Origin of the sequence: Streptomyces sp. NPDC018045, assembly GCF_044327445.1 — a bacterium.
Classification (GTDB): Bacteria; Actinomycetota; Actinomycetes; order Streptomycetales; family Streptomycetaceae; genus Streptomyces.
The window spans coordinates 1-24137 of the sequence record NZ_JBIRFL010000026.1; the positions used below are offsets into that span (position 1 = coordinate 1).

The 24137-nt window shown below is 73.2% G+C and carries 21 protein-coding genes; 11 read left to right on the forward strand and 10 right to left on the reverse strand.

Annotated features, from left to right (window positions below; genetic code table 11):
• The 6 genes from ACH4EB_RS32745 to ACH4EB_RS32770 form a co-directional block, all read left to right on the forward strand.
• Positions 1-1731: condensation domain-containing protein (locus ACH4EB_RS32745; RefSeq protein WP_398351837.1), on the forward strand; the 1731-nt coding region annotated here is incomplete at its 5' end.
• 59 nt (positions 1732-1790) lie between these two features.
• Positions 1791-2747 (forward strand): ABC transporter ATP-binding protein, encoded by a 957-nt coding sequence (locus tag ACH4EB_RS32750; RefSeq protein ID WP_398351838.1) that lies wholly within the window; start codon positions 1791-1793, stop codon positions 2745-2747.
• Complete coding sequence (locus ACH4EB_RS32755) at positions 2744-3577, forward strand: ABC transporter permease (RefSeq protein ID WP_398351839.1); 834 nt, start codon at positions 2744-2746, stop codon at positions 3575-3577. Before ACH4EB_RS32750 ends, ACH4EB_RS32755 begins: the two co-directional genes overlap by 4 nt.
• Positions 3578-3635: 58 nt before the next feature.
• The gene (locus tag ACH4EB_RS32760; RefSeq protein ID WP_398351841.1) at positions 3636-3854 is read left to right on the forward strand and encodes a hypothetical protein; all 219 of its coding nucleotides are present in this window, start codon (positions 3636-3638) and stop codon (positions 3852-3854) included.
• Between the two features lie 89 nt (positions 3855-3943).
• Entirely contained in the window at positions 3944-4375 is a 432-nt protein-coding gene (locus tag ACH4EB_RS32765; protein ID WP_398351842.1) for a DUF3662 domain-containing protein, read from the forward strand.
• A gap of 207 nt (positions 4376-4582) precedes the next feature.
• A complete protein-coding gene (locus tag ACH4EB_RS32770; protein WP_398351843.1) occupies positions 4583-5488 on the forward strand; it encodes an RNA polymerase sigma factor SigF in 906 nt (301 codons plus the stop codon).
• A 213-nt stretch (positions 5489-5701) separates the two neighbouring features.
• On the opposite strand, the gene ACH4EB_RS32775 is transcribed toward ACH4EB_RS32770, so the two are convergent.
• Both ACH4EB_RS32775 and ACH4EB_RS32780 read right to left on the reverse strand, forming a co-directional pair.
• Positions 5702-6709: an NADP-dependent oxidoreductase gene (locus ACH4EB_RS32775; RefSeq protein ID WP_398351844.1), complete on the reverse strand. Its 1008-nt coding sequence runs from the start codon at positions 6707-6709 to the stop codon at positions 5702-5704.
• 179 nt (positions 6710-6888) lie between these two features.
• Entirely contained in the window at positions 6889-7236 is a 348-nt protein-coding gene (locus ACH4EB_RS32780; protein ID WP_398351845.1) for an ArsR/SmtB family transcription factor, read from the reverse strand.
• A 135-nt stretch (positions 7237-7371) separates the two neighbouring features.
• On the opposite strand from ACH4EB_RS32780, the gene ACH4EB_RS32785 reads away from it, so the two are divergent.
• Complete coding sequence (locus tag ACH4EB_RS32785; RefSeq protein ID WP_398351846.1) at positions 7372-8481, forward strand: Gfo/Idh/MocA family protein; 1110 nt, start codon at positions 7372-7374, stop codon at positions 8479-8481.
• 58 nt (positions 8482-8539) lie between these two features.
• On the opposite strand, the gene ACH4EB_RS32790 is transcribed toward ACH4EB_RS32785, so the two are convergent.
• Positions 8540-9037: an RICIN domain-containing protein gene (locus ACH4EB_RS32790; RefSeq protein ID WP_398351915.1), complete on the reverse strand. Its 498-nt coding sequence runs from the start codon at positions 9035-9037 to the stop codon at positions 8540-8542.
• Positions 9038-9528: 491 nt separating this feature from the next.
• Positions 9529-10059 carry a methylated-DNA--[protein]-cysteine S-methyltransferase gene (locus ACH4EB_RS32795; protein ID WP_398351847.1) on the reverse strand — a complete coding sequence of 177 codons (531 nt, stop codon included), beginning with the start codon at positions 10057-10059 and terminating at the stop codon, positions 9529-9531.
• Positions 10060-10513: 454 nt separating this feature from the next.
• Between ACH4EB_RS32795 and ACH4EB_RS32800 the strand changes: the two genes are divergently transcribed.
• Positions 10514-11461, forward strand: coding sequence for a hypothetical protein (locus tag ACH4EB_RS32800; protein WP_398351848.1), 948 nt, complete (start codon positions 10514-10516; stop codon positions 11459-11461).
• A gap of 168 nt (positions 11462-11629) precedes the next feature.
• On the opposite strand, the gene ACH4EB_RS32805 is transcribed toward ACH4EB_RS32800, so the two are convergent.
• The 3 genes from ACH4EB_RS32805 to ACH4EB_RS32815 form a co-directional block, all read right to left on the reverse strand.
• A complete protein-coding gene (locus ACH4EB_RS32805) occupies positions 11630-12025 on the reverse strand; it encodes a DUF779 domain-containing protein (RefSeq protein ID WP_398351850.1) in 396 nt (131 codons plus the stop codon).
• Positions 12026-12173: 148 nt separating this feature from the next.
• Positions 12174-12953, reverse strand: a complete 780-nt coding sequence (locus ACH4EB_RS32810; protein WP_398351851.1) for an SDR family NAD(P)-dependent oxidoreductase — start codon at positions 12951-12953, stop codon at positions 12174-12176.
• 414 nt (positions 12954-13367) lie between these two features.
• The gene (locus ACH4EB_RS32815; protein ID WP_398351852.1) at positions 13368-13664 is read right to left on the reverse strand and encodes a hypothetical protein; all 297 of its coding nucleotides are present in this window, start codon (positions 13662-13664) and stop codon (positions 13368-13370) included.
• 647 nt (positions 13665-14311) lie between these two features.
• Between ACH4EB_RS32815 and ACH4EB_RS32820 the strand changes: the two genes are divergently transcribed.
• Complete coding sequence (locus tag ACH4EB_RS32820; RefSeq protein WP_398351854.1) at positions 14312-15031, forward strand: GAF and ANTAR domain-containing protein; 720 nt, start codon at positions 14312-14314, stop codon at positions 15029-15031.
• 127 nt (positions 15032-15158) lie between these two features.
• On the opposite strand, the gene ACH4EB_RS32825 is transcribed toward ACH4EB_RS32820, so the two are convergent.
• The 3 genes from ACH4EB_RS32825 to ACH4EB_RS32835 form a co-directional block, all read right to left on the reverse strand.
• On the reverse strand, positions 15159-16016 hold the full coding sequence (locus ACH4EB_RS32825; RefSeq protein ID WP_398351855.1) for an ANTAR domain-containing protein: 858 nt from the start codon (positions 16014-16016) through the stop codon (positions 15159-15161).
• A gap of 82 nt (positions 16017-16098) precedes the next feature.
• Positions 16099-16785: a GAF and ANTAR domain-containing protein gene (locus ACH4EB_RS32830; RefSeq protein WP_398351857.1), complete on the reverse strand. Its 687-nt coding sequence runs from the start codon at positions 16783-16785 to the stop codon at positions 16099-16101.
• 392 nt (positions 16786-17177) lie between these two features.
• Positions 17178-18269, reverse strand: coding sequence for a DUF5954 family protein (locus ACH4EB_RS32835; RefSeq protein ID WP_398351859.1), 1092 nt, complete (start codon positions 18267-18269; stop codon positions 17178-17180).
• Between the two features lie 1717 nt (positions 18270-19986).
• On the opposite strand from ACH4EB_RS32835, the gene ACH4EB_RS32840 reads away from it, so the two are divergent.
• Together ACH4EB_RS32840 and ACH4EB_RS32845 are read left to right on the forward strand one after the other, a co-directional pair.
• On the forward strand, positions 19987-20733 hold the full coding sequence (locus ACH4EB_RS32840) for a helix-turn-helix transcriptional regulator (RefSeq protein ID WP_398351860.1): 747 nt from the start codon (positions 19987-19989) through the stop codon (positions 20731-20733).
• 119 nt (positions 20734-20852) lie between these two features.
• Positions 20853-23942, forward strand: a complete 3090-nt coding sequence (locus ACH4EB_RS32845; protein ID WP_398351861.1) for an amino acid adenylation domain-containing protein — start codon at positions 20853-20855, stop codon at positions 23940-23942.
• The last annotated feature ends 195 nt before the right edge of the window (positions 23943-24137 follow it).

Genomic DNA, 24137 nt, shown 5'->3' on the forward strand with positions numbered 1-24137 from the left:
CGGCTGCCGGACTACATGGTGCCGTCGGCGACGGTCGTCCTGGACGAGCTGCCGCTGACCGCCAACGGCAAGGTCGACCGGGCCGCCCTGCCCGCACCCGACCACCCGTCGGGCTACGGCGGACGCGGCCCCAGCTCACCCGTCGAGGAGATCCTCTGCTCCCTGTTCGCCGAAGTCCTGGGCGTGGCCCGGGTCGGCGCCGAGGAAGGGTTCTTCGACCTCGGCGGCGACTCGCTGCTGGCGACCCGCCTGGCCGGCCGCGTCCAGGCCGTCCTCGGCAAGGACCTCGACGTGCGGGCCCTCTTCGAGGCGCCGTCCCCGGCCGCCCTGGCCACACGGCTGACGGACACCGGCGACCGGGACGGACCGGCCGCCGGGCCGCGCCCCGACGTCATACCGCTCACCCCCGGCCAGCGGTCCATGCTCTCCGGCGAGAGCAGGTACAACATCCCGCTGACGGTCCGCCTCCGCGGCCCGCTGCGCACGGACGCACTCGAAGCGGCCTGGCACGACGTGGTGACCCGGCACGAAGCCCTGCGCACCCGCTTCCCGGACACCGGCGGACAGGAGGTCACCGCCCCCGGCCGGGCGCCGCTGACCGCCGTCCCCGTCACCGAGGACGAACTGCCGGAGGCGATGGAGGCGGCCCGTGCCCGCTCCTTCGACCTGGCCACCGGGCCGCCGAGCAGAGCGACCCTCTTCACCCTCGCGCCCGACCACCACGTGCTCCAGATCGCGGTGCACCACATCGCCGCGGACGGCTGGTCGACCGGGCTGATCGCCCGCGACCTGTCCACGGCGTACGCCGCGCGGGCGGCGGGCGGCGCACCCCGGTGGGCACCGCTGCCCGTCCAGTACGCGGACTTCGCCATACGCCTGCACGAGCGGACAGCGCGGCTGGACGAGCCGGACAGCCCGTTCGCACGCCGCCTCGCGTACTGGACCGGCGTCCTCGCCGACCTGCCGGACCAGCCCCTGCTCCGCTGGGACCGGACACCACCGGCGCACCCCACCGGCCTGGGCGGCCAGGTCACCTTCGCGGTCGACGAGGCCACGCACCGGGCGCTGCTGGAGACCGCGCGGCGGGAGCGGGCCACCCTGTTCATGGTGCTGCGGGCGGCCATCGCCGCCCTGTGGGCGCGGCGGGGCGCGGAGAACGTACCGATGGGCACGGTCTCCGCCGGCCGGGCCGACCACGCGGCGAGCGACGTCGTCGGCCTCTTCGCCGACCACCTGGTGCTCCGCGCGGACGCGGGCGGGAACCCGACCTTCGCCGAACTCGTACGCCGGGTCCGCACCGCCGACCTCGCCGCCTACGCCCACCAGGACCTGCCGTCCCAACTCGTCGAGGAACGCCTGGGACACCGGCCGTTCCAGATGATCGCCGGCATGGAGAACCTGCCCGAAGCGCCCTGGGACCTGCCGGGGCTGACGGCGGAGCCGCTGCAGCCCGCCCACCGCAACCGGGGCGCGGCCCGCAGCGAACTGGCCGTCACCCTGCGGGAACTGCGGACCCCGGGAAGCGGCCCGGCCGGCGTCGAAGGCGTCGTCCGGTACAGCGCCGACGTGTACGAGCGGCGGACCGTCGAAGCCCTCGCCGCCCAGCTCACCGGCGTACTGCGGCAGGTCGCCGCGGAACCCGCGGTCAGGACCGGCCGGCTCCGGCTCGACCCGCCGGACGCCGCGCCGGTGGAAGACGCCCGCCACCCGAACGGGAGCGGCACGACATGACCCGACACCCCGCGACAACGGCCACTCCCACGGGGCGGCGAGAACAGGAAGGTGCCCGGATGTCCGGCGATCTGGCGATCCACGCCGACGGCCTGCGCAAGAGTTACCCAGGGCCGGGCGGCGGCGAGGTGGAGGCCGTCGGCGGCCTCGGACTGAGCGTGACGAAAGGGGAGTTCTTCGGATTGCTCGGGCCCAACGGCGCCGGCAAGTCCACCACCATCGGGATGCTGACGACGATGATCCGGCCCACCGCGGGCCGCGCCCAGGTCTGCGGCCTGGACGTGGCCGCCGACGCGGTGGCGGTCAAGCGGCGCATCGGCGTGGTGGCGCAGGACAACACGCTCGACATCGAGCTGACCGTGGCGGAGAACCTGGAGTTCCGCGGGCGGTACTTCGGCCTCGGCCGCCGGGCCGCCCGGGCCAGGTCCGAGGCGCTGCTCGGCCTCTTCGGGCTGACCGACCGCGCCCGGGCACGGGTATTCGAACTCTCCGGCGGGCAGCTCAAGCGCGTCATGATCGCGCGGGCCCTGGTCCACAGCCCGCAGGTGCTCTTCCTGGACGAACCGACGGCCGGGCTCGACCCGCAGTCCCGCATCCACCTCTGGGACATCCTGCGCGGACTCCAGGCCGAAGGGCAGACGATCCTGCTCACCACGCACTACATGGAAGAGGCCGAGACACTGTGCGACCGCCTCGCGGTGATCGACCACGGCCGGGTCCTGGCCTGCGACAGCGTCAAGGCGCTGCGTGAGTCGATCGGCGCGGAGACCGTCGTCACCATCGTGTACGAGGGCGGCACCTTCGACCTCGACGCAGTCCGCGCGATGGCGCGCGCCGACCGCGTGGAGGCCGTGGACGGACAGGTACGGGTCTTCGCCCAGGACCCCGACGGCGTGCTCAGCGACCTGGTGGCGCTGGCCGCCAAGGCCGGGCTCACCGTCGTCGACGCGTCCCGGATCAGCCCCAGCCTGGAGACCGTGTTCTTGACCCTCACCGGACGGGAGTTCCGCGAATGACCACCACCGTGCTGACCGAGGCGCCGGCCGCCAAGAGCCGCGCCCTGCGCACCTTCGTGGCCATGATGGCGCGCGACGCCAGAGTGCTGCGGCGCAACTTCGTGATGAGCGCCGTGCGCATCGTCATCCAGCCGCTGCTGTTCGTCTTCGTCTTCGCCTACGTACTGCCGAAGGTCGGGGGTGGCGGAGCCGGGCCCGGGGGAGAGGCCTTTTCGACGATCATGGTGCCGGGGCTGGTGGGTTCGTCCATGGTCCTACAGGCGATGGCGGCTGTGACGTTCCCGCTGGTCATGGAGTTGTCCGGGCCCGGCGCCATCGAGGACCGGGCGCTCGCGCCGGTGCCGGTCCGGGTGCTGGGGCTACAGAAGATCCTCTCCGCCGTCGTCGAGGGCCTCGTCGCCGGCCTCCTGGTCTTCCCCGTCGTCCTGCTGGTGCACGCCCAGGGCCACGGACCCGCCGTTGAGGTCGCCAACTGGCCGATGCTGATGTTCGTCCTGCTGGCGGGCGCGGTGCTGGCCTCGTCGATCGGCATGTATCTGGCCACCCGCATCGACCCGCGCCAGATCCAGGTCCTCTTCACGCTGGTGATGTTCCCGGCGATGATGCTCGGCTGCGTCTACTTCCCGTGGACGGCGCTGGAGAGCACCCCCTGGCTGCAGTACGCCGTGCTCCTCAATCCGATGGTCTACATGAACGAGGGCCTGCGCGCCGCCCTCACCCCCCAGATCGGACACCTGCCCACCTGGGCCTTCCTGCTGGCGCTCCTCGTGGGCGCGGCGGGCTTCGTGTGGCTCGCCATGCGCTCGTTCGCCCGCCGTGTCATGCGGTAGCGGACCCCGGTGCCGGAAGACCTGCCCCTATCGATGCGACGACTGAAAGGAAGACACCATGTCCACATCCCGTGAAAACCAGGGACCCGAGATCCGGATTCCCGCTCCGCCCCGGCCGGCCGCACCCGAGCCCGTCGCGCCCACCCCGCCCCCGGCTCCGGCCGTGCCGCGGCCGGCCCGTCCCGAGTCGGCGACCGAGGAACCGCCGCCGTTCGCGGCCCCGGCGGCTCCCGCGGCGCCCGCGCCTCCGGTCCCGCCGGAGATCCAGCACCCGTAGCCGGTACGGGCAGGGCGCGGCGGGCAGGCCGTCGCCGCCGTCGCCCGCCGTGCCGAATGGGATACCCCGATCCGGGCACCCGGCTGGGCATGGGACTGCTCACGCGCATGGAAAAGACGGTGGAGCACTGGGAGAGCGCGCTGGTCGACAAGGTGCTCGGCAACGATCCGGTCGAACTCTGCGACGACCTGCGACGTGAATGCGACAGCCACGCCGTGGTGTGCGGCAGGCGCCGCGTCCTCGTCCCCAACGCCTACAAGGTGGAACTCGCCGCCGCGGTCCACGAGCAGCTCGGCGGGCGCGGCGGACAGATCGGCCGGGAACTGACCGACGTCCTGGCCCGGCACGCCGCCGAGCACGACTACGAATGGGCCGGTCCGCTCACCGTCCACGTGACCGGCGTCGACGAGCCCCTCGACGGGCGCTACCGCATCACCAGCCAGGCCATGCCCAACATACCGGCGGACGCGTTCAGCGAGACGCCGCCGGAGGCGCCGGGACAGGCGGCGCCTCCTCCCTGAGGCACCCTCATGAATCGCTGCTGTTTGCCCTGCTTGCCCGAGTTGTAGATATCAGTGGTAAATGCCCCCATATATCCCGTCTGTTGGTCTGTATTGCGCCACTGATGGCACGACCTGCGTCGACTGTTTTTGATCTGTGAGGAATGAGCGGTGTGGATCTGGGAACCCGCTCCCTCACATCGTCGTCGACGCAGGAAAGGGCGAGTCATGACAACGGCAGCAGTGCAGACTGTGGAGCTCGGGCAGACGGCCGGTACGGACCGGTCGGCCGGCGAGTCACGGGACGTTGCCGAGGGACTGCCGTGGGTCGAGGACGCGGGGAAGATCGCTCCCAAGGACGCGCGTGAGATGTCGAAGCTGTTCTTCGAGCGGCTCTGCCACCTTGAAGAAGGCACACACGAGTACCAGTACGCGCGCAACACGCTCATCGAGATGAACCTGTCCCTGGTGCGGTTCGCCGCCAGCAGGTTCCGCAACCGCGGCAGCGGCGAGATGGAGGACATCATCCAGGTCGGCACGATCGGTCTGATCAAGGCGATCGACCGGTTCGACCTGTCGCGCGAGGTGGAGTTCACCTCTTTCGCGGTGCCGTACATCGTCGGCGAGATCAAGCGCTTCTTCCGCGACACGAGCTGGGCGGTGCACGTCCCGCGCCGGCTCCAGGAGCTGCGCGTGGAGATCGCCAAGGCCAAGGAGCAGCTCGCCGGCGCCCTCGACCGCGACCCCACGGTCAAGGACCTGGCCACCCATCTGAAGATCACCGAGGAGGAGGTCCTCGACGGCCTCGTCGCCGCCAACGGCTACGCCGCCGGCTCCCTGGACTCGCCCAACGAGCAGTCCGAGGACGGTCCGGCGAGCGGCAAGGCCCGCACGGTGGCCGACACCATGGGTGAGACCGACCCCGCCATCGAGACGGTCGAGAACCTGCACGCCCTCGCCCCGCTGATCCAGGAACTGGACGAGCGGGAACGCCGGATCATCGAGATGCGGTTCGGCCGCGAGATGACCCAGTCCAAGATAGGCGAGGCGCTCGGCATCTCGCAGATGCATGTGTCCCGGCTCCTGGCCCGCACCCTCGGCAAGCTCCGTACCGGCCTGTGCGTCGAAACCTGATGCCTTCGCCCGTAAGGACACCCCTACGGCCGGACATGGACGGAAGGGCTGGTCGAGGACGCGACGAACGCGGTCCCGGCCGCCGGTGCCGGTCCGGTGCGCACAGATGGCTGACGACTGAGCGCGGCTGCGTGCGCGCGGTGGTGTATACGCTCCCGAGATCCCTCCCGGCCGTTGGCGGGAGGGATCTCGCGCAGGTCGGCGGGGCTCCGCTCAGAGCCGTACCAGCATCTTGCCGATGTTGCGGCCGTCCATCATGCCGAGGAAGGCGTCCACCGCGCGGTCGATGCCGTCCTCGACGGTCTCCCGGAAGGTGAGCTGCCCGTCGGCCAGCCACCGGGCCGCCGCGCGTTCGAACCGCGGGCGCAGACCGGCGTGGTCACCGACCTCGAAGCCGCGCAGGGTGAGGCGCTTCTTGACCAGTTCGGTCATGTTGCGCGGTCCCTGTGGCGCCGTGGTCGCGTTGTACGTGGAGATGGCCCCGCACAGCGCCGCCCGGCCGTCGCGGTTCAGCAGGTCGATGGCGGCCTCCAGGTGCTCGCCCCCGACGTTGTCGAAGTAGACGTCGATGCCCTTCGGCGCGATGCGCGCGAGCTGACCGCGTACATCGCCGTCCTTGTAGTCGAAGGCGGCGGTGAACCCGAGCGTGTCCGTCAGGTACGCCACCTTCCGGGGCGACCCGGCGCTGCCGTACACCGCCTCGGCGCCGAGCAGCCGCGCGATCTGGCCGGCCAGGCTGCCCACCGCGCCGGCCGCGCCGGAGACGAACACGGTGTCGCCCGCCCGCAGTCCGGCGATCTCGGTGAGGCCGACATACGCGCTGAGCCCCGGCATGCCGAGTACGCCGAGGTACGCGGAGTCCGGTACGTCCGCGATCCGCTCGCGCCGCGTGAAGTGCGAGGCGGGCGCGACGGCGGCCGTGCGCCAGCCGAGATCGCTGAGCACCAGGTCCCCCGGGGCGAGAGCGGCCGACCGCGACTCCACCACCTCGCCCACGGCGCCGCCGCCCATCGGCCGGTCGAGTGGGTGGGCCAGGGAGCCGGAGTGCTCCGTGCCCATCAGGGCCCGCATGTACGGGTCCACCGACAGGAACCGGTTGCGCACCAGCACCTCCCCCTCGGCGAGCGGCGGCAACTCCCGCTCCACCAGCCGGAAGTCACCGGGCGCCGGACGCCCTGCAGGCCGTGCGACGAGCCGCCATTCCCGCGCCGTGTTCGGCATGTGCCAATCCCCTCGTGAGCCGTCTACGCCTCCGGGCGTCGTGCGGGGCGCCCGTGACGGGGTCAGCGCAGGGCGGCGGGCCGGCATTCCCGGCGGGCGTCCCGGGGAGGCTGCCGCGGCGGTGCGCGGAGAGGCGCGGCAGTGGGCGAAGGGGGTGCGGCAAGCGCCGGTCCCAGGTCTCAGCCGGCCACGGGCTGTGGCGCGCCCCGCCCGGCGCCTTCCTTCAGTACGAGGGTGAGCAGGCCGGGGAAGCGCCGGTCCAGCTCCTGCGCGCGCAGTGAGTTGACCCGGCGGGTGCCTTCGTCCCGCTGACTGATCACGCCCGCCTCGCGCAGCACCCGCAGGTGCCGGCTGAGCGCGGACTTGGCGATGGGCAAATCGAAGGTTCCGCAGGGCACCGCGGACTCGGTGGCGAGCTTGAGGACGATGCTCAGCCGGACCGGGTCGGTGAGCGCGCTCATCACGGCGAACAGGTCGAAGTCCCGCTCGTCGGGGTGGAGCAGGGGGGAGGACGTACGGCTGGCCATGGCCTCAGTATCCCCCACCGGCCCCATCCGTGACCGCCCCGGACGCATGTTCGCTTTTACGTGAACATGGGCTACGGTCGTGATCACCGCTCGGCCCCGAGCGCACCACCGTGTGACCGGTGAAAGGACTCCGCCATGCCCGCGCACCCTCCCTCCGCCGCCCCGATCGGCGTCGGCATCATCGGCCTCAGCGCCTCGGGCGGCTGGGCCGCCCGCGCCCACCTGCCCGCACTTGCCGCCGTACCGGGCTTCGAACTTCGCGCCCTGGCCGCCGGCACCCCGGAATCCACGCGGGCCGCGGGGGAGAAGTACGGCGTTCCGCCGGCCCTCGGCGGCGCCGGGGAACTCGTACGGCGCGACGAGGTCGACCTGGTGGTCGTCGCCGTGAAGGTCCCGCACCACCGCGAACTGGTTCTGGCCGCCCTCGAAGCCGGGAAGATGGTGCTCAGCGAATGGCCGCTGGGCAACGGCCTCGCGGAGACCGAGGAACTGGCCGCCGTCGCCGAGGCCAAGGGTGTCCGCACCTTCGTCGGGCTCCAGGCCCGGTCCGCGCCGCCCGTCCGGTACGTACGGGATCTGATCGCCGACGGGTACGTGGGAGAGGTGCTGTCCACCAGCGTCATCGCCTCGGGCCGCCGCTGGGGCGCGCGGTTCGAGCCGGGCGGTGCCTACCTCCTCGACCGGGGCAACGGCGGCTCCCTGCTCACCATCCCCTTCGGCCACACCATCGACGCCGTGACCATGGCCCTCGGCGAGTTCACCGACCTCGGCGCCGTCATGGCGACCCGCCGCCCGAAGGTCCACAACGACGTGACCGGTGAGCCGGCACGGATGGACGTACCGGACCAGATCGCCGTCAGCGGTGCACTCGAAGGCGGCGCGGTGGCCTCGGTCCACTTCCGCGGCGGCCTGTCCCGCGCCACCAACTTCCACTGGGAGATCAACGGGACCGCCGGGGACCTGCTGGTCACCGGCGACTCGGGCCATCTGCAGTTCGGCCGGGTCACCGTGCACGGCGCGCGGGGCGAGGACGCGACGCTCGCGGAACTGCCGGTTCCCGGCGCGTACGACGCGGCGCTGCCCGCGCTCACCGGCCGCGCCGCGGAGGATGCGTACACCGTGGCCCACGCCTACGAGCAGATCCGGGCCGACCTCGCGGCCGGCACCCACCACGCCCCGGACTTCGCCCACGCCGTACGCCGCCACCGCCTGCTCGACCGCATCGAGCGCGCCGCCGGGTTCTGAGCCGGCGGCGGCTCCGGGGCCGCCGGACCGCGGGCCGGTACGGCCCGGGCTGTCCGCGTCAGCGGCTCTCCAGCCTCCACCACTGGCCCGGGCGGTCCCGGTCCTCCCACTGCTGGACGTTGGCCCCCGGCTCCGTACTGTCGTCGGCGACCTCCAGCAGCAGTCCGCTGGCGTAGTTGGTCAGCGTGAACGTGCCGGGCGCGGCCACGTCCTGCTCCAGCAGCCATTCCTGCGCGCCGTAGTTGTTCGCCTTCCACTGCTGCACGTTGGCGCCGTTCTCGGTGGAGGCGCCGGTGACGTCCAGGCGTTTGCCGCTGCCCACGTTGGTGAGGTGACGCAGCCCGCTGCCGGGGTGGACCTCGGTGACCCGCCACCGCTGGGCCGGTGAACCGTCCTCCGCGCCCTGCCGCACGTTCGCCCCGCTGCCCGTGCGGCCGCCCTCGACCTCCAGCAGCAGGCCGCTGCCCACATTGCGCAGCACATACGCTCCCTCGCCGACCGCCGCAAGACCCTCGGCACCCCTCACGTGAGCCCCATTTCCGTTGCCGCGGCCCATCACCGCTGGATCGTTCAAGTGTACGAATGCGGGGGTGTCTGGCGTGGTCACCGCGCCGGGAGCTCACACGGGAGACGGGCCGGAGCATGATCATCGGGGCTGCGGAGGGCGCCGCTCGAAAATGGTCATGGTGTAGCCGCTGCGTTGACTGGCCCGGAGCCAATATACTCGGCATGGCTTCGGACGCCCGTCCCGCCGCGGGCGGGCTCCGGTCGAGGCTGCCTGGGTCGGGTGATGCGGGGGATCGCCCGACTCGGGTCCAGCCACTGCCCGGCCGCTCCTCCCGGCCCGCGTCAGCGGGCGGTGGGGGGAAGGGAGGAGCGGCGGGCGGAACGGCGCCGGGACAGGGGGGCTTGGCGCCGTTCCCCATCCCCGCTCCGGTGCGCGGAGCGCCGGCCCGGATGTCGGCCGGATCACGTGGAAACGCCGGACGGCCCGTGCGGGACCCGGAGCGGACACGGCTCCGCCGGCACGGTCTTGGAAGCCGTTGCTCAGGCCATGAGCCTGCCCGTCACGCACGCCGCGCCCTCAAGGCGCAGGAGTTGTTCCTTGCGGTGGAGGCCGCCCGCGTAGCCGGTGAGGGTGCCGTCGGCGCCGATCACCCGATGGCAGGGGCGGACGATCAGCAGCGGGTTCCGGCCGATGGCGGTGCCGACCGCGCGGACCGCGGCGCGCGGGGCGCCGATGCGGGTGGCGATTTCGCCGTAGGTGGCCGTCTCGCCGTACGGGACGGCCTCCAGGGCCTGCCAGACGCGCTGCTGGAAGGGGGTGCCGCCGGGCACGTACTCGATGTCGAAGCGGGTGCGGTCGCCCTCGAAGTAGGCGGTGAGCTGCGCGGCGATCTCCGTGAACGCCGCGGGGTCGTGGGTCCACGTCCCGTCGACCGTGGCGCCGCCCTTCTGGCCCGGTACGGACAGGGAGGCCAGCGCGGTGCCGCCCGGCGCGGTGGCGGACGGCTCACCCACCAGCAGCAGGTCGCCCAGCGGGCCGGCGAGTGTCGTGTGGACCGTCGTGGCCGTCATCGTCCGGCCCCTTTCTCTGTGCTCTCGTGCCGTTCACCGGCCCGTCCGTCACCTCCACCGTGCCGCCGCGGGGGCGCGACGGCTGGCGGGATTCGGACGTCGCATTCCCGCCGGTGGCGGCCGCGCCGAGATGGGGAAGCGGTCCGGCGGCGGAGGCGCCCGGGGCGGACGGACGCGGTGGGCGCTGCCGGGCGCCGGCCGCCCGTCAGGCGGGCACCGCAGCGTATCGCGGTCCGGACGGTGCCTGCCCGCGCCCGTGGCCCGTCCCCCTTTCCGCCGCTCGTGGGCGCCATGACCAGCCCTCTTCGTGGGAAGGATGACCATGATGGACCCCGGCCGGCCGTGCGGCGGTGTGGCGGGGGAGCCGGGGTGTGACCGGGCCGAGGACCGGTCGAGGGGCTCCGGCGCACCCGTTACGATCGGGCGGCATCGTGGCCGTCGCCGGGAGGAAGAGATGGGCTTGTTCCGCCGTGGACCGAAGCGGGACCCGCGCGAAGCCCCGCGTGACGGGGAGTTCGCGTTCTTCTCGGAGCGGGAGGGCGGCGTCTTCCGGTCACACGTCCGGCAGGCGTTCGCCGAACGCGGCCTGGAGGTCACGGTGTACGCGGGGGTGGTCGCCGACTCCGGCGGCCGGCAGTTCGGCCTGGGCAATCTCGCCGCGGTCTGCCACCGCGACCGGCGCGGCGAGCGGGTGTGGCCCGCGACCATCCGCGACCACGTCGGCAAGGTGCTGCGCACCATGGACGGTCCGCAACCGATGGAGACCCTGTCGGAGGACGAGATCCGGGCCCGGCTGTTCCCGCGGGTGGTCGCCGAGGAGACGCTGCCGCCCGCGGACTCCTTCCGGTACGGGCACGCGCCCGCCCCCGGCCTGCGCGAGGTCCTCGCGCTGGATCTGCCCGAGGCCGTGCAGATGCTCAGCGAGGACTCGCTGGCGGACCTCGGCGAGGTGCCCGAGCTGCGCATCAGGGCGCTGAACAATCTGCGCGCGCTGCCGGTCGAGGGGCACGAGACGGTACGGCGCGGTGACGGCTCGGCCTTTGAGGTGGTGCTGGGCGACTCGTTCTTCACCGCGAGCCGGGTGCTGGTCCTGGCGGACCTGGTCGAGCGGGTCATGGGGACGCCGCTGACCGGAGACGGCGCGCTGGTCGCGCTGCCCTTCCGCCACCAGCTCGCCTTCCACCCCATCCACGACGCGCAGGTCGTCCCGGCGCTCCAGGCCATGGCGCAGTTCGCCGCGGCGGGCCACGAGGACGCGGCGGGGGCGATCAGCCCCAACGTGTACTGGTGGCGGCAGGGCACGATGACGCGGCTGAGCGAGCCGGACGGGGACGGGCTGCGGGTGGTCGTGGACATCGACTTCCAGGACATGCTGGAGCGGCTGGTGCAGGACGAGGCGTGAGCACGGCGGGCGGGCGCCTGTGCCGGGTGACGAAAACTTTTCGTAAAGTCCGCTTCGGTGGGGAACCCCTACCCCGGTTCGATCGTTCAATGGGGTGAGGCCCCGCGTCATCCCCCGTGCGCGGGGCCTCACCATGTCCATGGGCGCCGCTCGGCAGGAGTCCCGGCCTCAGTCGCCGAGCCCCGCCCGCTCCTCCTCGGTGAACAGCCGCGAGCGGATCAGGAAGCGCACCCCCTCGGGAGCTTCGAGGGAGAAGCCCCCGCCGCGTCCCGGTACGACGTCCACCGTCAGATGTGTGTGCCGCCAGCGGGCGAACTGATCCGCCGCCATCCAGAAGTCCACGGCCTCCGCGACGCCCGGCACGGACAGCCGGCCCAGCAGCACGTCCGCCGCGCCCGTACGGAACTCGCCCGCCGGGTAGCACATCGGAGAGCTGCCGTCGCAGCACCCGCCCGACTGGTGGAACATCAACGGCCCGTGAGCCGCCCGGAGCCGCCGGATCAGCTCCTCGGCCGCCGGGGTCAGGGCGATGCGTTCGGTACGGTGCTCCGCCCCGGCGCTCATGGCGTCCACCAAAACGGTCCCGGGATCTCGCCCGCGCAGCGGTTCATGTGCCACTCCTTCGCCGTTCGTCCGGATCAGGTGCGGTGCGCCCGCGGGGGCCCGCCGCGGAGGCGGCCGGCGCTGCCGTGCGACGCTGTGCGCAGTGTAGTCAGTGGACGGAGAGGCCCCCGTCCACGAAGAGCGCCTGCCCGGTGACGTACGATGAGGCGCGGCTCGCGAGGAAGACCGCGGCACCCGCGAAGTCCTCGGCGAGCCCGTTGCGCCCGACCATGGTGCGGGCGGCCAGCGCCGCCACCGTCTCGGGGTCGGACGACAGCCGGGCGTTGAGCGGCGTCATGACGAAGCCCGGCACGAGCGTGTTGCAGGTGACGCCGTACGGCGACCACGCCTCGGCCTGGGAACGGGCCAGCGACTCCAACGCCCCCTTGGACACGCCGTACGCGCCGCTGCGGACGAACGCCCGGTGCGCCTGCTGCGACGTGATGTGGATGATCCGCCCGAAGCCCCGCTCGGCCATGCCGGGGCCGAAGCGCTGCCCCAGGAGGTAGGGCGCCTCCAGGTTGACCGCCATCGTGGTGTCCCACACCTCGTCGTCCAGTGCGTTCATGGGCGGCCGCAGGTTGACCCCGGCGCAGTTGACGAGGATGTCGGGCTCGCCGAACACGCCGGCCGCCCGGTCGGCCGCCGCGCGCACGGCCGTACGCGTACCGAGGTCGGCGCTCACCCACGCCGCCCGGCAGCCGTCGGCCGTCAACTCCTCGACCGTGGCCGTGAGGTGGGCCTCCTTGCGCGCCACGACCACGACGCTCGCGCCGGAGCGGGCCAGGGCCCCGCTGATGGAGCGTCCGATGCCGGAACTGCCGCCGGTCACCACGGCGACCAGCCCGTCCAGCGAGAACAGTTCGGAGAGGTAGGTGTGCGGTGTCATCACCGCACCTTAGACGGGCATGGGCACCCGGGCGCCGCGGGGGCCGAACCGGGGGTTCCGGCGCCCCCGGAGCCTTGTCCCCGGCGGTGCGGAATCGGCCGTCGGGGGTGCCGAACCGGCCGTTCTCGGCCGCCACGCGCACACTGCCGCGCGACCGCCGTGGTGACCGCCTCGGTCCGGCCGAGCGCGGTGGCCACCCCGGGGCCGGGCGTGAACACGTCCCGGCCGGTACTGTCGTGGCCTCCTCGCCGACGAGGTCCCGGCCCCGTACCGCACCGTCGCGGGTCGGGCGCCGACACCGCGTACCGGGCCGGCCCGCGCAGCGCGGCCCGCTGCCGGGCCTGCGCGGGGGCCTCGTCACCCTCACAAGGTCGGCCACATAGCGGGCCGGACCGCATACGGCCGATTCCGGGCTCACGGTGGCAGCGGCGTTCTCCGCACCACGGGCGCCCTGGCCGCGTCGTACGGGCATCCTCTGGTCGAGCGTGGCGCGCTCGGCGGGCTCCAGGGCGGTGGCGCGGAGGAAGTCGGCGACTTCGCCCGGCATGTCGAGGGTGACCGGCAGCCCGGGGACCGGGACGTCCTCAGGTCGGCGAGGGTGTGCAGGTAGTGGATGATGTCGTAGTCACCGATCAGGGTCTGGGCGAGCTCGCTGAACGCGGCCGCCACTACTTCCTCGCGCTCCGTTCCCGGCATCGGGTGCTCAGTCATCGCCGCACCCCTCGGCCCCGGCGTGCGGTGAAGCGGCCAGGCGAAGGAGCGACGGAACTCGCCCCCGGCAGGTGCATGGGCCCGACATGATGACTTCCCGGTGCTACAGGTGACAGGCGGTCGCACAGGGCCGCGGTGCGTCCCCGCCGGTGGGGCCCGCGCCACGTCCTCCTCACACGGTCCCACCCGAACACCGGCACCCGCATCACGCTGCCGGTGCAAGCATCCACGGAGCTTGTCTCCACGCCTACCCCTCTCCCTGACCCCCAACCAGCCCCGGACAAGACCATCGGGCTGCCCCTGCCCAGCAGTCACCCGCCACCCCCGCACACGCCGGGTCGCCCGAGCCGCGCCCGGCCCCCGCGGCCGCCCCGCATCGTCGCGACCGGGCGTCGCTGCCCGGCGGAAGATTTCTCTGCGCGCCCGCGCGCGTGTCTCACGCGTGCACCATCGTACGTACTGCGGGACGGCGGCCAGGACCACCTGGCGGGACGGCGGGCAGGACCACCGCCGACGGCCCCCGGGCGGTATTGATCTTCCCCTCGTGCCGCCTCCCCCCCCGGCGGGCCGCGACGGGGATACGCTGGCCGCAGCGGGCACCGGGGCCGCACACCGGCAGCCCGTGGTCGGAAGCGAGGAGCCGCACGGTGGACGCAGCACAGCAGAGCGCGGCCTGGGCCCGCATCGCCGCGGCGGCCCGCCAGGACCTGTCGGACGTGTCCCTGGCCACCGCGGGCCTCGCCTGCGCGGAGGACCTCGATGCCGACAGCCTCGGCGTCGTCGTGATCACCACCGGGCGGATCCGGACCGTCGCCCTGGCCACCGACGAGCGCAGCGCGCGCCTGGAGAACACCCAGTTGGTCAGCGGCGAGGGCCCGTGCACCGAGGCCTACCTCGATACCGCCCTGATCCAGGTCCCCGACCTGGGCAAGTGCCCCGAACGCTGGCCGGCCTTCGCCGAGACCGCCGCGGCACTGGGCATCCGCTCCGTGACCGCCATCGCCTTGGAGGTCGGGCCGGTGCGGATCGGCGCCATCGACCTCTACCACACCACCCCCACCACCCTCGGCCCCGCGGCACGGGCCCGCCTGGAGGCCTACGCCCGCATCCTGGCCGCCCTGACCCTGGACGCCCACCCCCACCTCGTCAGCACCACGGGCGCGCCCGTCGCCCCCGGCCCGCCCGGCTTCCCGCCGGCCGTCCACCAGGCCGCCGGGGCCCTCGCGGTTCAGCAGCATCTGAGCACCGAGGCCGCCCTGGTCCGCCTGCGGGCCCACGCCTACCGCCACGATGAGCCCCTGCTCGACGTCGCCCACCGGGTCCTGGACGGCCGCCTGCTCCTCGAACGCGACCACGACCCGCCCTGACCGGCCCGCCCGTACCGGACCGGACGCCCGGAGCCGGGCCGGGCGGTGACGGGCCGGGCGGTGACGGGCCGCGTCCCGGACGCGGCTCCCCGCGCTGCCGTCTTTCCCGAGGCCGGGTGTGATGCGGTCACGACACGGCGTTTGCGCCTCCGGACCGCCCGGCCCTGTCCGCAGACCATCGGCTTGCGTCCATGGATGGTGCGGTTTCGCCCGGGTGTTGTACGGCGGCGGGCTCGTGTCCCTGTCCCGGCTGTCCCGGCAGGCGCGGGGGTGCGGGCACCACGGGCAGCAGTCCCTCGTCGATGACTTCCTGTGCCACGGAGGTCAGGCGCCGGTGGTGGTGGCGGGCGTAGCGGCGCATGGTCTCGAACGCGAGGTCCGTGGTGGTGTTCAGCCGGTGCTTCAGGGCGCCCTTGGCCTGCTCGATGACGATGCGGCTGTGCAGGGCGGTGCGCAACTGCGTGTTGACGGTGCGGTGTTCGGCAAGGGTCCGGGCGTTGACCAGGCCGAGTGCGGCGGCGTCCGCCAGCGCCTGGGCCAGGCGTACATCGGCCTCGGGGACCGGGGCGGAGGCGGTACGCAGCAACAGCAGGGCCCCCAGGGGCTGATGGCGCAGCCGCAGGGGCAGGGCGCTGGCGAAGCGGTATCCGGCGCGGTGCGCGCAGGAGGCGAAGGCGGGCCACCGGTCGGCGCCGGCGCTCAGATCGACCGGGCTGAGCGCGGCGGCGGTGCGATGGCACTCCAGGGCGGGGCCGTCGCGCTGGGCGACGGCGAGCAGCTCGGTCAGGACGGGGCCGGGGTCGCAGGGGGCGACCGGGTGCAGCGGCTCGCCGGGCAGGGCCAGGAACACGGCGGCGGAGCGGACCTCCAGCAGCTCGGCGCAGCGCACACACAGTTGCTGGAGGAAGGCGATGACATCGAAGTCGTCCACGAGGGTGTTGGCCAGTTCGATGAAGGTCTCGGTCACGAGCTGTTCGCGGTCCATGGTTTCGCTTCCTCTGCGCGGCGAAAAGCGAGCGGTTGTCGCCGGGGCGAGTCGGGGCGGACGGCGGCCGGGCGTCCCGTGGTCAGCGGTCGGGCAGCCGCAGGCGTCTGGCCAGTACGTCGCGGGCGACCTCGGCGATCGGCCGGCTGGTGGCGTAGGCGTGCCCACGCAGCCGGGCCAGCGCGGTGGGCAGCGAGACCCGCAGTTGGGCGCTGAGCATGCCGGTGGCCTGGTGGACTTCCGCCCGGTGCAGGTCCATCGTCTCGATCGCCGGGCCGAACGTCTCCGGATTTCGCTGGGCACCCGTCAGCAGGAACACCGCCAGGACGTCGCTCACCGCCAGGGCGTCGTCGAGCGCCCGTGCGGGCAACGACCCCGCAGTGGACCGGTGGCAGACCAGGGCGCCGATCCGCGCCGCCCCCAGACACAGCGGGAAAGCGAAGACGGCGCGTACGCCCAGCGCCAGGGCCTCCGTGACGAAGACGGGCCAGCGCGTCGCGAGGGCGCGCTCCAGGTCGGGCAGCAGCAGCAGGCTGCCGTCGCGGGCGGCGTCCAGGGCCGGTCCCTGACCGAGCGTGTACTGCACATCGTCCAGACGGGTACCGGTCTCGGTGCTCGACCACAGCAGCTCGGAGCCGTCCAGGCGGAAGGTGACCGCGGCGCCGTCCACCGCCAGCAAGGCGGCCAGGTGCCCGCACCACCGGTGGGAGGGCCCCGCCCCGCCCGGCTGCAACTCCTTGACCAACCCCGTCAGCGTGTTCTCAGCCATCGCGGTCTTCCTTCTGACCTGGCGTGCCGATGCCGGCGACCTGCTTGCACGGGCATTACCAGCATTGTGCCCCCGCGTCGCCGTGCCGGCCCGTCCTTCACCACATTGCCGCAGCGGAACCCGGCGTCCCTGAAGGTCGGCGACCACCCGGGCCGAGAGGCCGCCGCGCCACGTCCCGGGGCTCCCGGCCCACCCGCGAAGGAGTGATCATGCGCAGGGCGCCGGGCCGCGGGTGTCCGGTGGTCACGATCGCGCACCCGCGACGCGAGGCGCCGCCGGGCGCCTCGCGGACGGGAGCGGCCAACGATGCCCGGAGCTGCCGAGGGCGGGGCCTGCGCGACGTACGCATGTCCGCGACCGTACGGCACGTCCGCGACCGCCTCCGGCGACGTTCAGGGAGCGTCGTTCTCCTGCTCGTGGTGAATGTTCCCGTCCTCGTCCATGCGGGGGTGGATCTGGCACGGGGCCTGGCTGTTGGTGTCGGACGGGCGTGGCCCTTCGGGCCCGTCGGGGCCCCAGCGCAGCAGCCGGCGGACCCGGCAGATCCGGTGAACGCTGCCGTGGACCTCGACCTGGTTGACGTGCTCGGAGCGGAGCCGGTCGGCGGCCCGGGCGTACTCGGCCAGCTCTCCGGCCGCGGGGTCGGTGCCCTCGGCGGCCACCGTACGGGCGTCGATGTCCCTGCCGTCGATGTCGTGGGGAATGAGACCCCGCAGGCGCGGCTGGAGCCATGTGAGGGCGAAGTCCAGCGATCTGCGGGCGCCGTGCGCACTGGCGTGCAGGCCCCCGCCGGTCTGCCATCCGGGACCGCTCTTCTCCACGATCCTGAAGGTCGTGGGCAGCAGCATGACGTCGGGATGCGTCTCCAGGGCCCGGTGGGAGTCGCCACGCACGTCTTCGGGGAACCGGGACCCGGTGTAGGCCAGGCTGCGCAGCGCCAGCCGCTCCGCGGCCTGGGCCGGTGTGACCGGCGCGTCCGGGTCCAGGTCCAGGTCGTCGTCGAACGACTCCCGGGCGCCGCGGCCCCAGTCGGGCACGGCCGGCTCGGGGTCGGTCGGGCGGGGCTGCTCGATGCCGTCCGGCCCCATGCCCGCGTACTCCTCGGCACGCACGATCCGGTAGCGGGTCCCGAGCACGGTGAGGTCGTCGACGCATTCGGTCTCCAGCCGGGCGACCGCCGCCAGCAGGGCACGCCGTTCCTCCCGGTCCCGGGCCTCGTCCTTGGCCCGGTACCACAGCAAGGAGTTGAGGCTGTCCCGGGCCTGCTGGGGGCAGCCTGCCTCCACCGCGCTCACCACCCGCCACCGCGGTGCCTGCCCGGTGTCCTGTGCGGCCACCCCGAACAGCGGGCCGCGCACCAGTATCGTCGTGGTGTCCAGTGCGGCGTCGAGCGCGTCGGCCTCCATGACCGCCTCCACCGGATCCTCCGGATGCCGCACCGCGATCGGCCGCATCCGGCCCCGACTCACATTCTCATGGCCCATGCCCTCATCCTGCCGACCACGGCAGGTGCTCGACATGGTTTTCCTGATTCCTCACCACCGTTCCGCGATGCGTGCTTCTGGCCGCCCGCGGTCCCGGCCGCGGTGTGGGCGGACATGCGATGCCCGGCGCCGCGGGGAGCCGGGCGCCGAGGTACGCGACGGGGCGGGGCGGGTGGCGGAGCGTGACGGGCGGGCGGTGCCGCCGGGCCGCTCACCGTCCGCATAGCGGTAATGGAGACCGAAGAAGGCCAATGGAGGCCGCGTGAGCGGTCGTTTTCCAGGGCGAATATGCCCATCGTGCTCAGGATGTTCCAGGGAGAAGTCCGCTTTTGCCGGGCGGGTCGAAGTGGTGGCCGCCGGAGTGAAAGTGCCCCGGGCCGACGGGCGTGGACCGGCGGTCGATCCGGGGCCGCCGCAGGTCCCTTCGGTGGTGTGCGCCGGAGGGCGCGGAGCGCGCCGGTACGGGGTTTGTGCGGTACCGCCGCGCAGGGTGAACGAAAGGTTCCGGCGTCTTTCCGGAATCGGTTGTGAGCTGCCGTCTTCATGACGGTCATTGGGCGCTGTTGCTCGGGTTTTCCGGTACCGGAGCTGATCCTTCAGCACGCCCCGGGAGCGAAGCGGAGTGCGGTGTATGCTCGGAGCGTGACGTGGATCACAAAGGGATTGACGGGCTCAGGGCCGCCAGCCAAGATCTGCGGACCAGTGGGGTCGTGAGACGAACGCCGCGCACAACGACTGGAGTTGTCGATGGGGGAGCGGACCGCAGGCCGGTTGACGGAACGACCCGTGGATCACCACGCCTCGTTCCCCGCGGGGCCTGACCCGTCCGGCGGTGTACTGCCGGGCCTGACCGCGCTCGGCCGTCCGGCGGCAGCGGGTCGCATCGCTGCCGTGGCGGCGCCATCGGGGCTTTCCGGGCGGCGGGCGCTCACCGCCGCGTCGAGCTAGCCGCCACCCGGGTGCGGTCCGGCACAGGGGATTTCCTTGTGGCCGGCCGCCGTCGGGCGCGACATCGGCTGTCGTGGCTCTGCTGTGTCAGGTAAATGCCGAACGGGGGACGGTTCCGCATGAGGAATTCGAGAAAAACACGAGCCGCCGGCGCTTGTCGCGCGCCCGATGGCGGCAGGAGGTCACCGGCCGACGGGACGCGTCCCGGGCCGGCTTCCGGCAGGCGCGTACCGCGCGTCCTGTCCGGTGACCGGGTGCGGGTGTCGAACGGGCCTTCGCGCCCGGGCCGGATTCCGGTGCCCGCCCGTCAGGCGTCACCCGCTGTCGGCGCGGGGCGCCCTGGGGGCCGCGGGGCCCTGAGATACCGCATGTGACGCTCTTCCGCCGCGCGGGTGCCGCTCGGCCACCGCGGCCCGGTGGGCATCGCCGCGCCGCGGCTGTCCGCCGCTGACCGGCGTCGCGCACTTCCTCTCCGTCGGCGCATGTCGCGCCGGCCTCATGACGGCGCAGTGGTACGGGCCCGTGAGCCGGGCCCCCGGCCGGTGCCGGACCGCCGCCTGCCGCCGTGCCTTTCCCGACCTTCATCTCCGCACGCTTCCGGCTGCGCCGGACGTGCTGCGCTCCGGCGTGGTCATGCGCCGGCAGCGCCTCTTCATTCCTCTCCTCACGGTCCGCTCGATCTGTACAGCGAGGTCATGTTTTGATGGATGCATGTCAGAGTGGTGAATGTGCCGGCCGGCACCCGGGCACCGACCGGGCACCCCGTCCGGTGACGGGTGACCTGCTGATCTGCGCGCGGTGCTTCGACGGGTTCCGGCGCCACCTGAAGTCGCTGCCCGCGCTCTACCGGCAGTGCGAGAACATGCTGGCGGCTGCGCCCCAGGAAGGGCAGAAGGTCTCCGGCACCCGGTCCTTCGGGATCAAACTCAACGCGGTCGCGGTGGAAGCCCGGGACACCCTGCGGGCCCGGCTGCTGGCCTGGTGCGACCTGGTCGCCGCCGAACGCGTCCCGGACCCGGCGGACGGCGGCGCCCCGCCGGAACGCACCGTCGAGGCCATGACCTCCTTCCTGCTGCGGCACGCGGCGTGGCTGTGCGGCCACCCGGCGGCCGGCGACGTGGTGACCGAGATCGCCGAGACCGCGGCCACCGCGACCCGCGCCGCCTATCCGCAGCAGACCCGCCGGTTCCGGGTCGGCCCCTGTGTCGAGGTCAGTTGCGGCGGCTCACTGGTCGCCGTGATCCGCGCCGACGAACAGCTCCTGCCGAGCGAGGTCCGCTGCGACGTGGACACCCAGCACGTCTGGCCCGCGCACCAATGGCGCGAGCTGGAACGGCAGGTGACCCGACAGAGCCAGTCCGGGCTGCGCTGGCTCACCGCCAAGGAGGTCTCGCAGTTGTGGCGGCTGTCCATCAGCAACGTCTACCGGCTCGCCTCCGAGAACAGTTGGCGCCGCCGGACGAGCGGCCGCCGGGTCTACTACTTCAAGGCCGATGTGCTCGCGTCCGTCGGCTGAGAGGCGGGGTGCGGACACCGGCCGCCGGGCCGGACCACCGCCGGCCGCCCGCGACGGGCGCACCGGCTCTCCCCGGGCGGAACACGCCACGACCCTCGGTGAAGGGAAGCGAGCGCACCATGAACGACCGTACGACACGGAAGACGCCCATATCGCTGGTGGACGCCTTTCGCGCGACAACTGCCGCCCATCCGCTGCGGACCGCGGTGAAATGCGCCGGGCGGAGCCTGACCTATGCGGACCTCGACCGGGAATCCTCCCGGCTCGCGGCGCACATACGGAAGACGGCGCCATCCCCGGGCCAGCCGGTCGCCATTCTGCTCGACCGGTCCGTCGAGATGGTGGTGGCGGCCGTCGCCGTACTGAAAGCGGGAGCTTCCTATCTTCCGCTGGACCCGGCGTCCCCGCCGGCGAGAAATGCCTACATCGTCGAAGAAGCCGCTCCGGCCGCCGTGGTGACATCACCACGGCCGGCCGCCGGCCTGCCGCCGGGAATCGACCGCATTCTGGTGGAGGAATGCCTGCGGGACGACGGGCCGGACGCCGATCCCGAGTCCGAGCCGATACCGGCCGAACAGCGCGCCTACGTCATTTTCACCTCCGGCACGACGGGCCGCCCCAAAGGAGTGGAGGTCTCGCACGCGAATCTGCTGCGGCTGTTCTCCGCGACCGAGAACATTTTCGGTTTCACCGCCGACGACGTGTGGACGGTCTTCCATTCCTTCGCCTTCGACTTCTCGGTCTGGGAGATCTGGGGCGCGCTTCTGTACGGCGGCTGCGCCGTGCTCGTCCCCGGCGACGTCGCCAAGGACCCGGCCGCCTTCCGCCACCTCCTCGAACGCGAGCGGGTGACCGTCCTCAACCAGACACCCTCGGCGTTCCGGCAGCTCGCGGCCGAGGACGCGCGCCATGCCGGGCGTCTCCCGCTGCGCCACGTCGTCTTCGGCGGCGAGGCCCTGAACCACGCCGACCTCGCGGGGTGGACGGACAAGTACGGCGACGCCACGCCGTCCCTGGTCAACATGTACGGCATCACCGAGACCACCGTGCACGCGTCCTACCACCGAATACGCCGGCCGGAGGCGACCGCGGGACCCAGCGTGATCGGGCGGCCGCTGCCCGACCTCGACCTGCTCCTGGTGGACGCGGACCTCGGCCCCGTGGCCCCGGGGGAGGCGGGCGAGATCGTCGTGACCGGCCCCGGCGTCAGCCTCGGCTACCTCGGGCGCCCGGAGCTGACCGCCGAGCGCTTCGTGACCCTGCCCGGCCGGGACGGGCGCCCCGTCCGGGGCTACCGGTCGGGTGACCTGGCCCGCCGGCGCGCCGACGGGCTCCTGGAGTTCCTGGGCCGGGCCGACAGTCAGGTGAAGATCCGCGGGTTCCGCATCGAACTGGGCGAGGTGGAGGCCGCTCTGGCGCGCCACCCCGGCGTGCGCCAGGCCGTGGCCACCGTACGGGAGGCCCGGGACGGCACACCGAGGCTGCTCGGGTACGTGGTCCCCGCACCCGGAACCGCACCGGACCCCGGCGCGGTCCGCGCGCACGCCGCCCGCGAACTGCCGTCCTACATGGTGCCCGCGGCGATCGGCACGCTGGACGCGCTGCCGCTCACCGGCAACGGCAAGCTGGACCGGGCCGCGCTCCCGGACGTCACCGCGACCGGCCGGTCGGTCGTCGCGCCCCGCACCGCCGAGGAGACGGTGCTGTGCGCGCTCTTCGCCGAAATGCTGGAGCGCGAACCGGTCGGCGTCCACGACGACTTCTTCGAGCTGGGCGGCCATTCGCTCCTCGCCACCGGGCTCCTCCTCCGCATCCGGGCTGCCTTCGGGGAACCCCGCCACCGGAAGCTGCCGCTGTCCCGGATCTACCGCACCCCGACCGTCGCGGGACTCGCCCGGTGGCTCGGCCAGGAGAGCCCGCCCGGTACGCCCGCTCCGCCACCGGAAGCGGAGCCGGCCGGCCTGCTCGGCCCTCAGCAGGCCGACATGCTCGTCCGGCACGTCTTCGACCCCGACGGGCTCACCGAGCACTGCACGATGGGCTGGCGGGTCGACGGCGAGCTGGACATCGCGGCGCTGCGCCGCGCCGTCGGGCACCTGCACCGGCGGCACGAGTCGTTGCGGACCTCCTACCGGCTGGAGGAGGAGCCGGTCGCCGAGCCGGCCGACGTGGCGCCGCCCGAGGTGACGGTACGGACGGCACCGACGGCCGGGCGCGCCCGCACCGTCCTGCGTGACGTCCTCGGGCAGCCGTTCCGCCTGGAGGCAGCGGAGATCTGGCGGGCCGCCGTGGTCACGGTCGAGGGGAGCGCGTCCCATCTGCTCGGCGTCGCCGCGCACCACATCGCCGTCGACGGCTGGTCCGAGTCGATCATGGCGAGGGAGCTGGCCGCCGCCTACGCCGCGGAACGGGCCGGCCGCGCCCCCGCGCTCCCGCCGGCCCCCACCCTGGAGCAGGTGGCCCGGGCCCGCCGCGCCCACCTGGACGGCGTGGAGGTGACGGCGCAGCAGGACCACTGGCGGGCGGAGCTGGCGGGCATACCCCAACTGGTGTACCCACAGGCGCCCGACGGGCTCGGGTCCCGGGGCCACCCGCGGGTGCTGGAGGTGCCGCTGCCCCCGGGGGCGCTCGATCAGGTCGCGCGCTGTGCGCAGGCCTACGGAACGACCCCGTACGCCGTCCTCCTGACGGCCTACGGCAGGGCGGTGGCCGAGGTGGCGGGCCAACCGGACTTCGGTGTCGGCACCCCGATCGCCCTGCGCGGCGACAGCGTGCTGGACACGGCGGTGAGCTGCCTGATCGACGTGCTGTGCATGCGGCTGCGGTTCGCCGCGGGAGCGACCGACGCCGAGGACCTGGCCGCGGTCTCCGCGACCGTACGCGGCGCCTTCGCCGCCCAGGACGTGCCCTTCGGCGACGTCGTACGGCTGCTGAACCCGCCCCGCGACGAGCGGCCGCCGCTGTTCCAGACGATGTTCGCACTGCAGAACCACGCGCCCGCGCCGCTGGATCTCCCGGGGGCCCGCAGCGCGTTCTTCCGCCCCGCGCCCTTCGGGATCCCCGTCGAACTCGTCGCGGAGCTGCGCCCGTACCGCGCGGACGGGCCGCATCTGGTGGTCAGCCACCGGCCCGACCGGGTCCCGGCCGCGTTCGCCACCGCGCTCGGCGCGTGCTTCCCCGGCCGGCTGGCGCGGCTGACGGCGCTCTGACACGAGGCCGCCGTCCCGGGCCCGGCTGCGGCGTCCGGGGCGGCGGAGTCCGTACGGAAGAAAACTCTTGACACGGGCGTCACCCGGCTAAGAATATGTATCTCACAGTGGCCAAAGTGTCTGGTCAATCTGGTCGCGGCGGTAGAACCGGCCCCGAGTGTCCTCGCCGGCCCGTCGCCATTCTCCTTCTTTCTC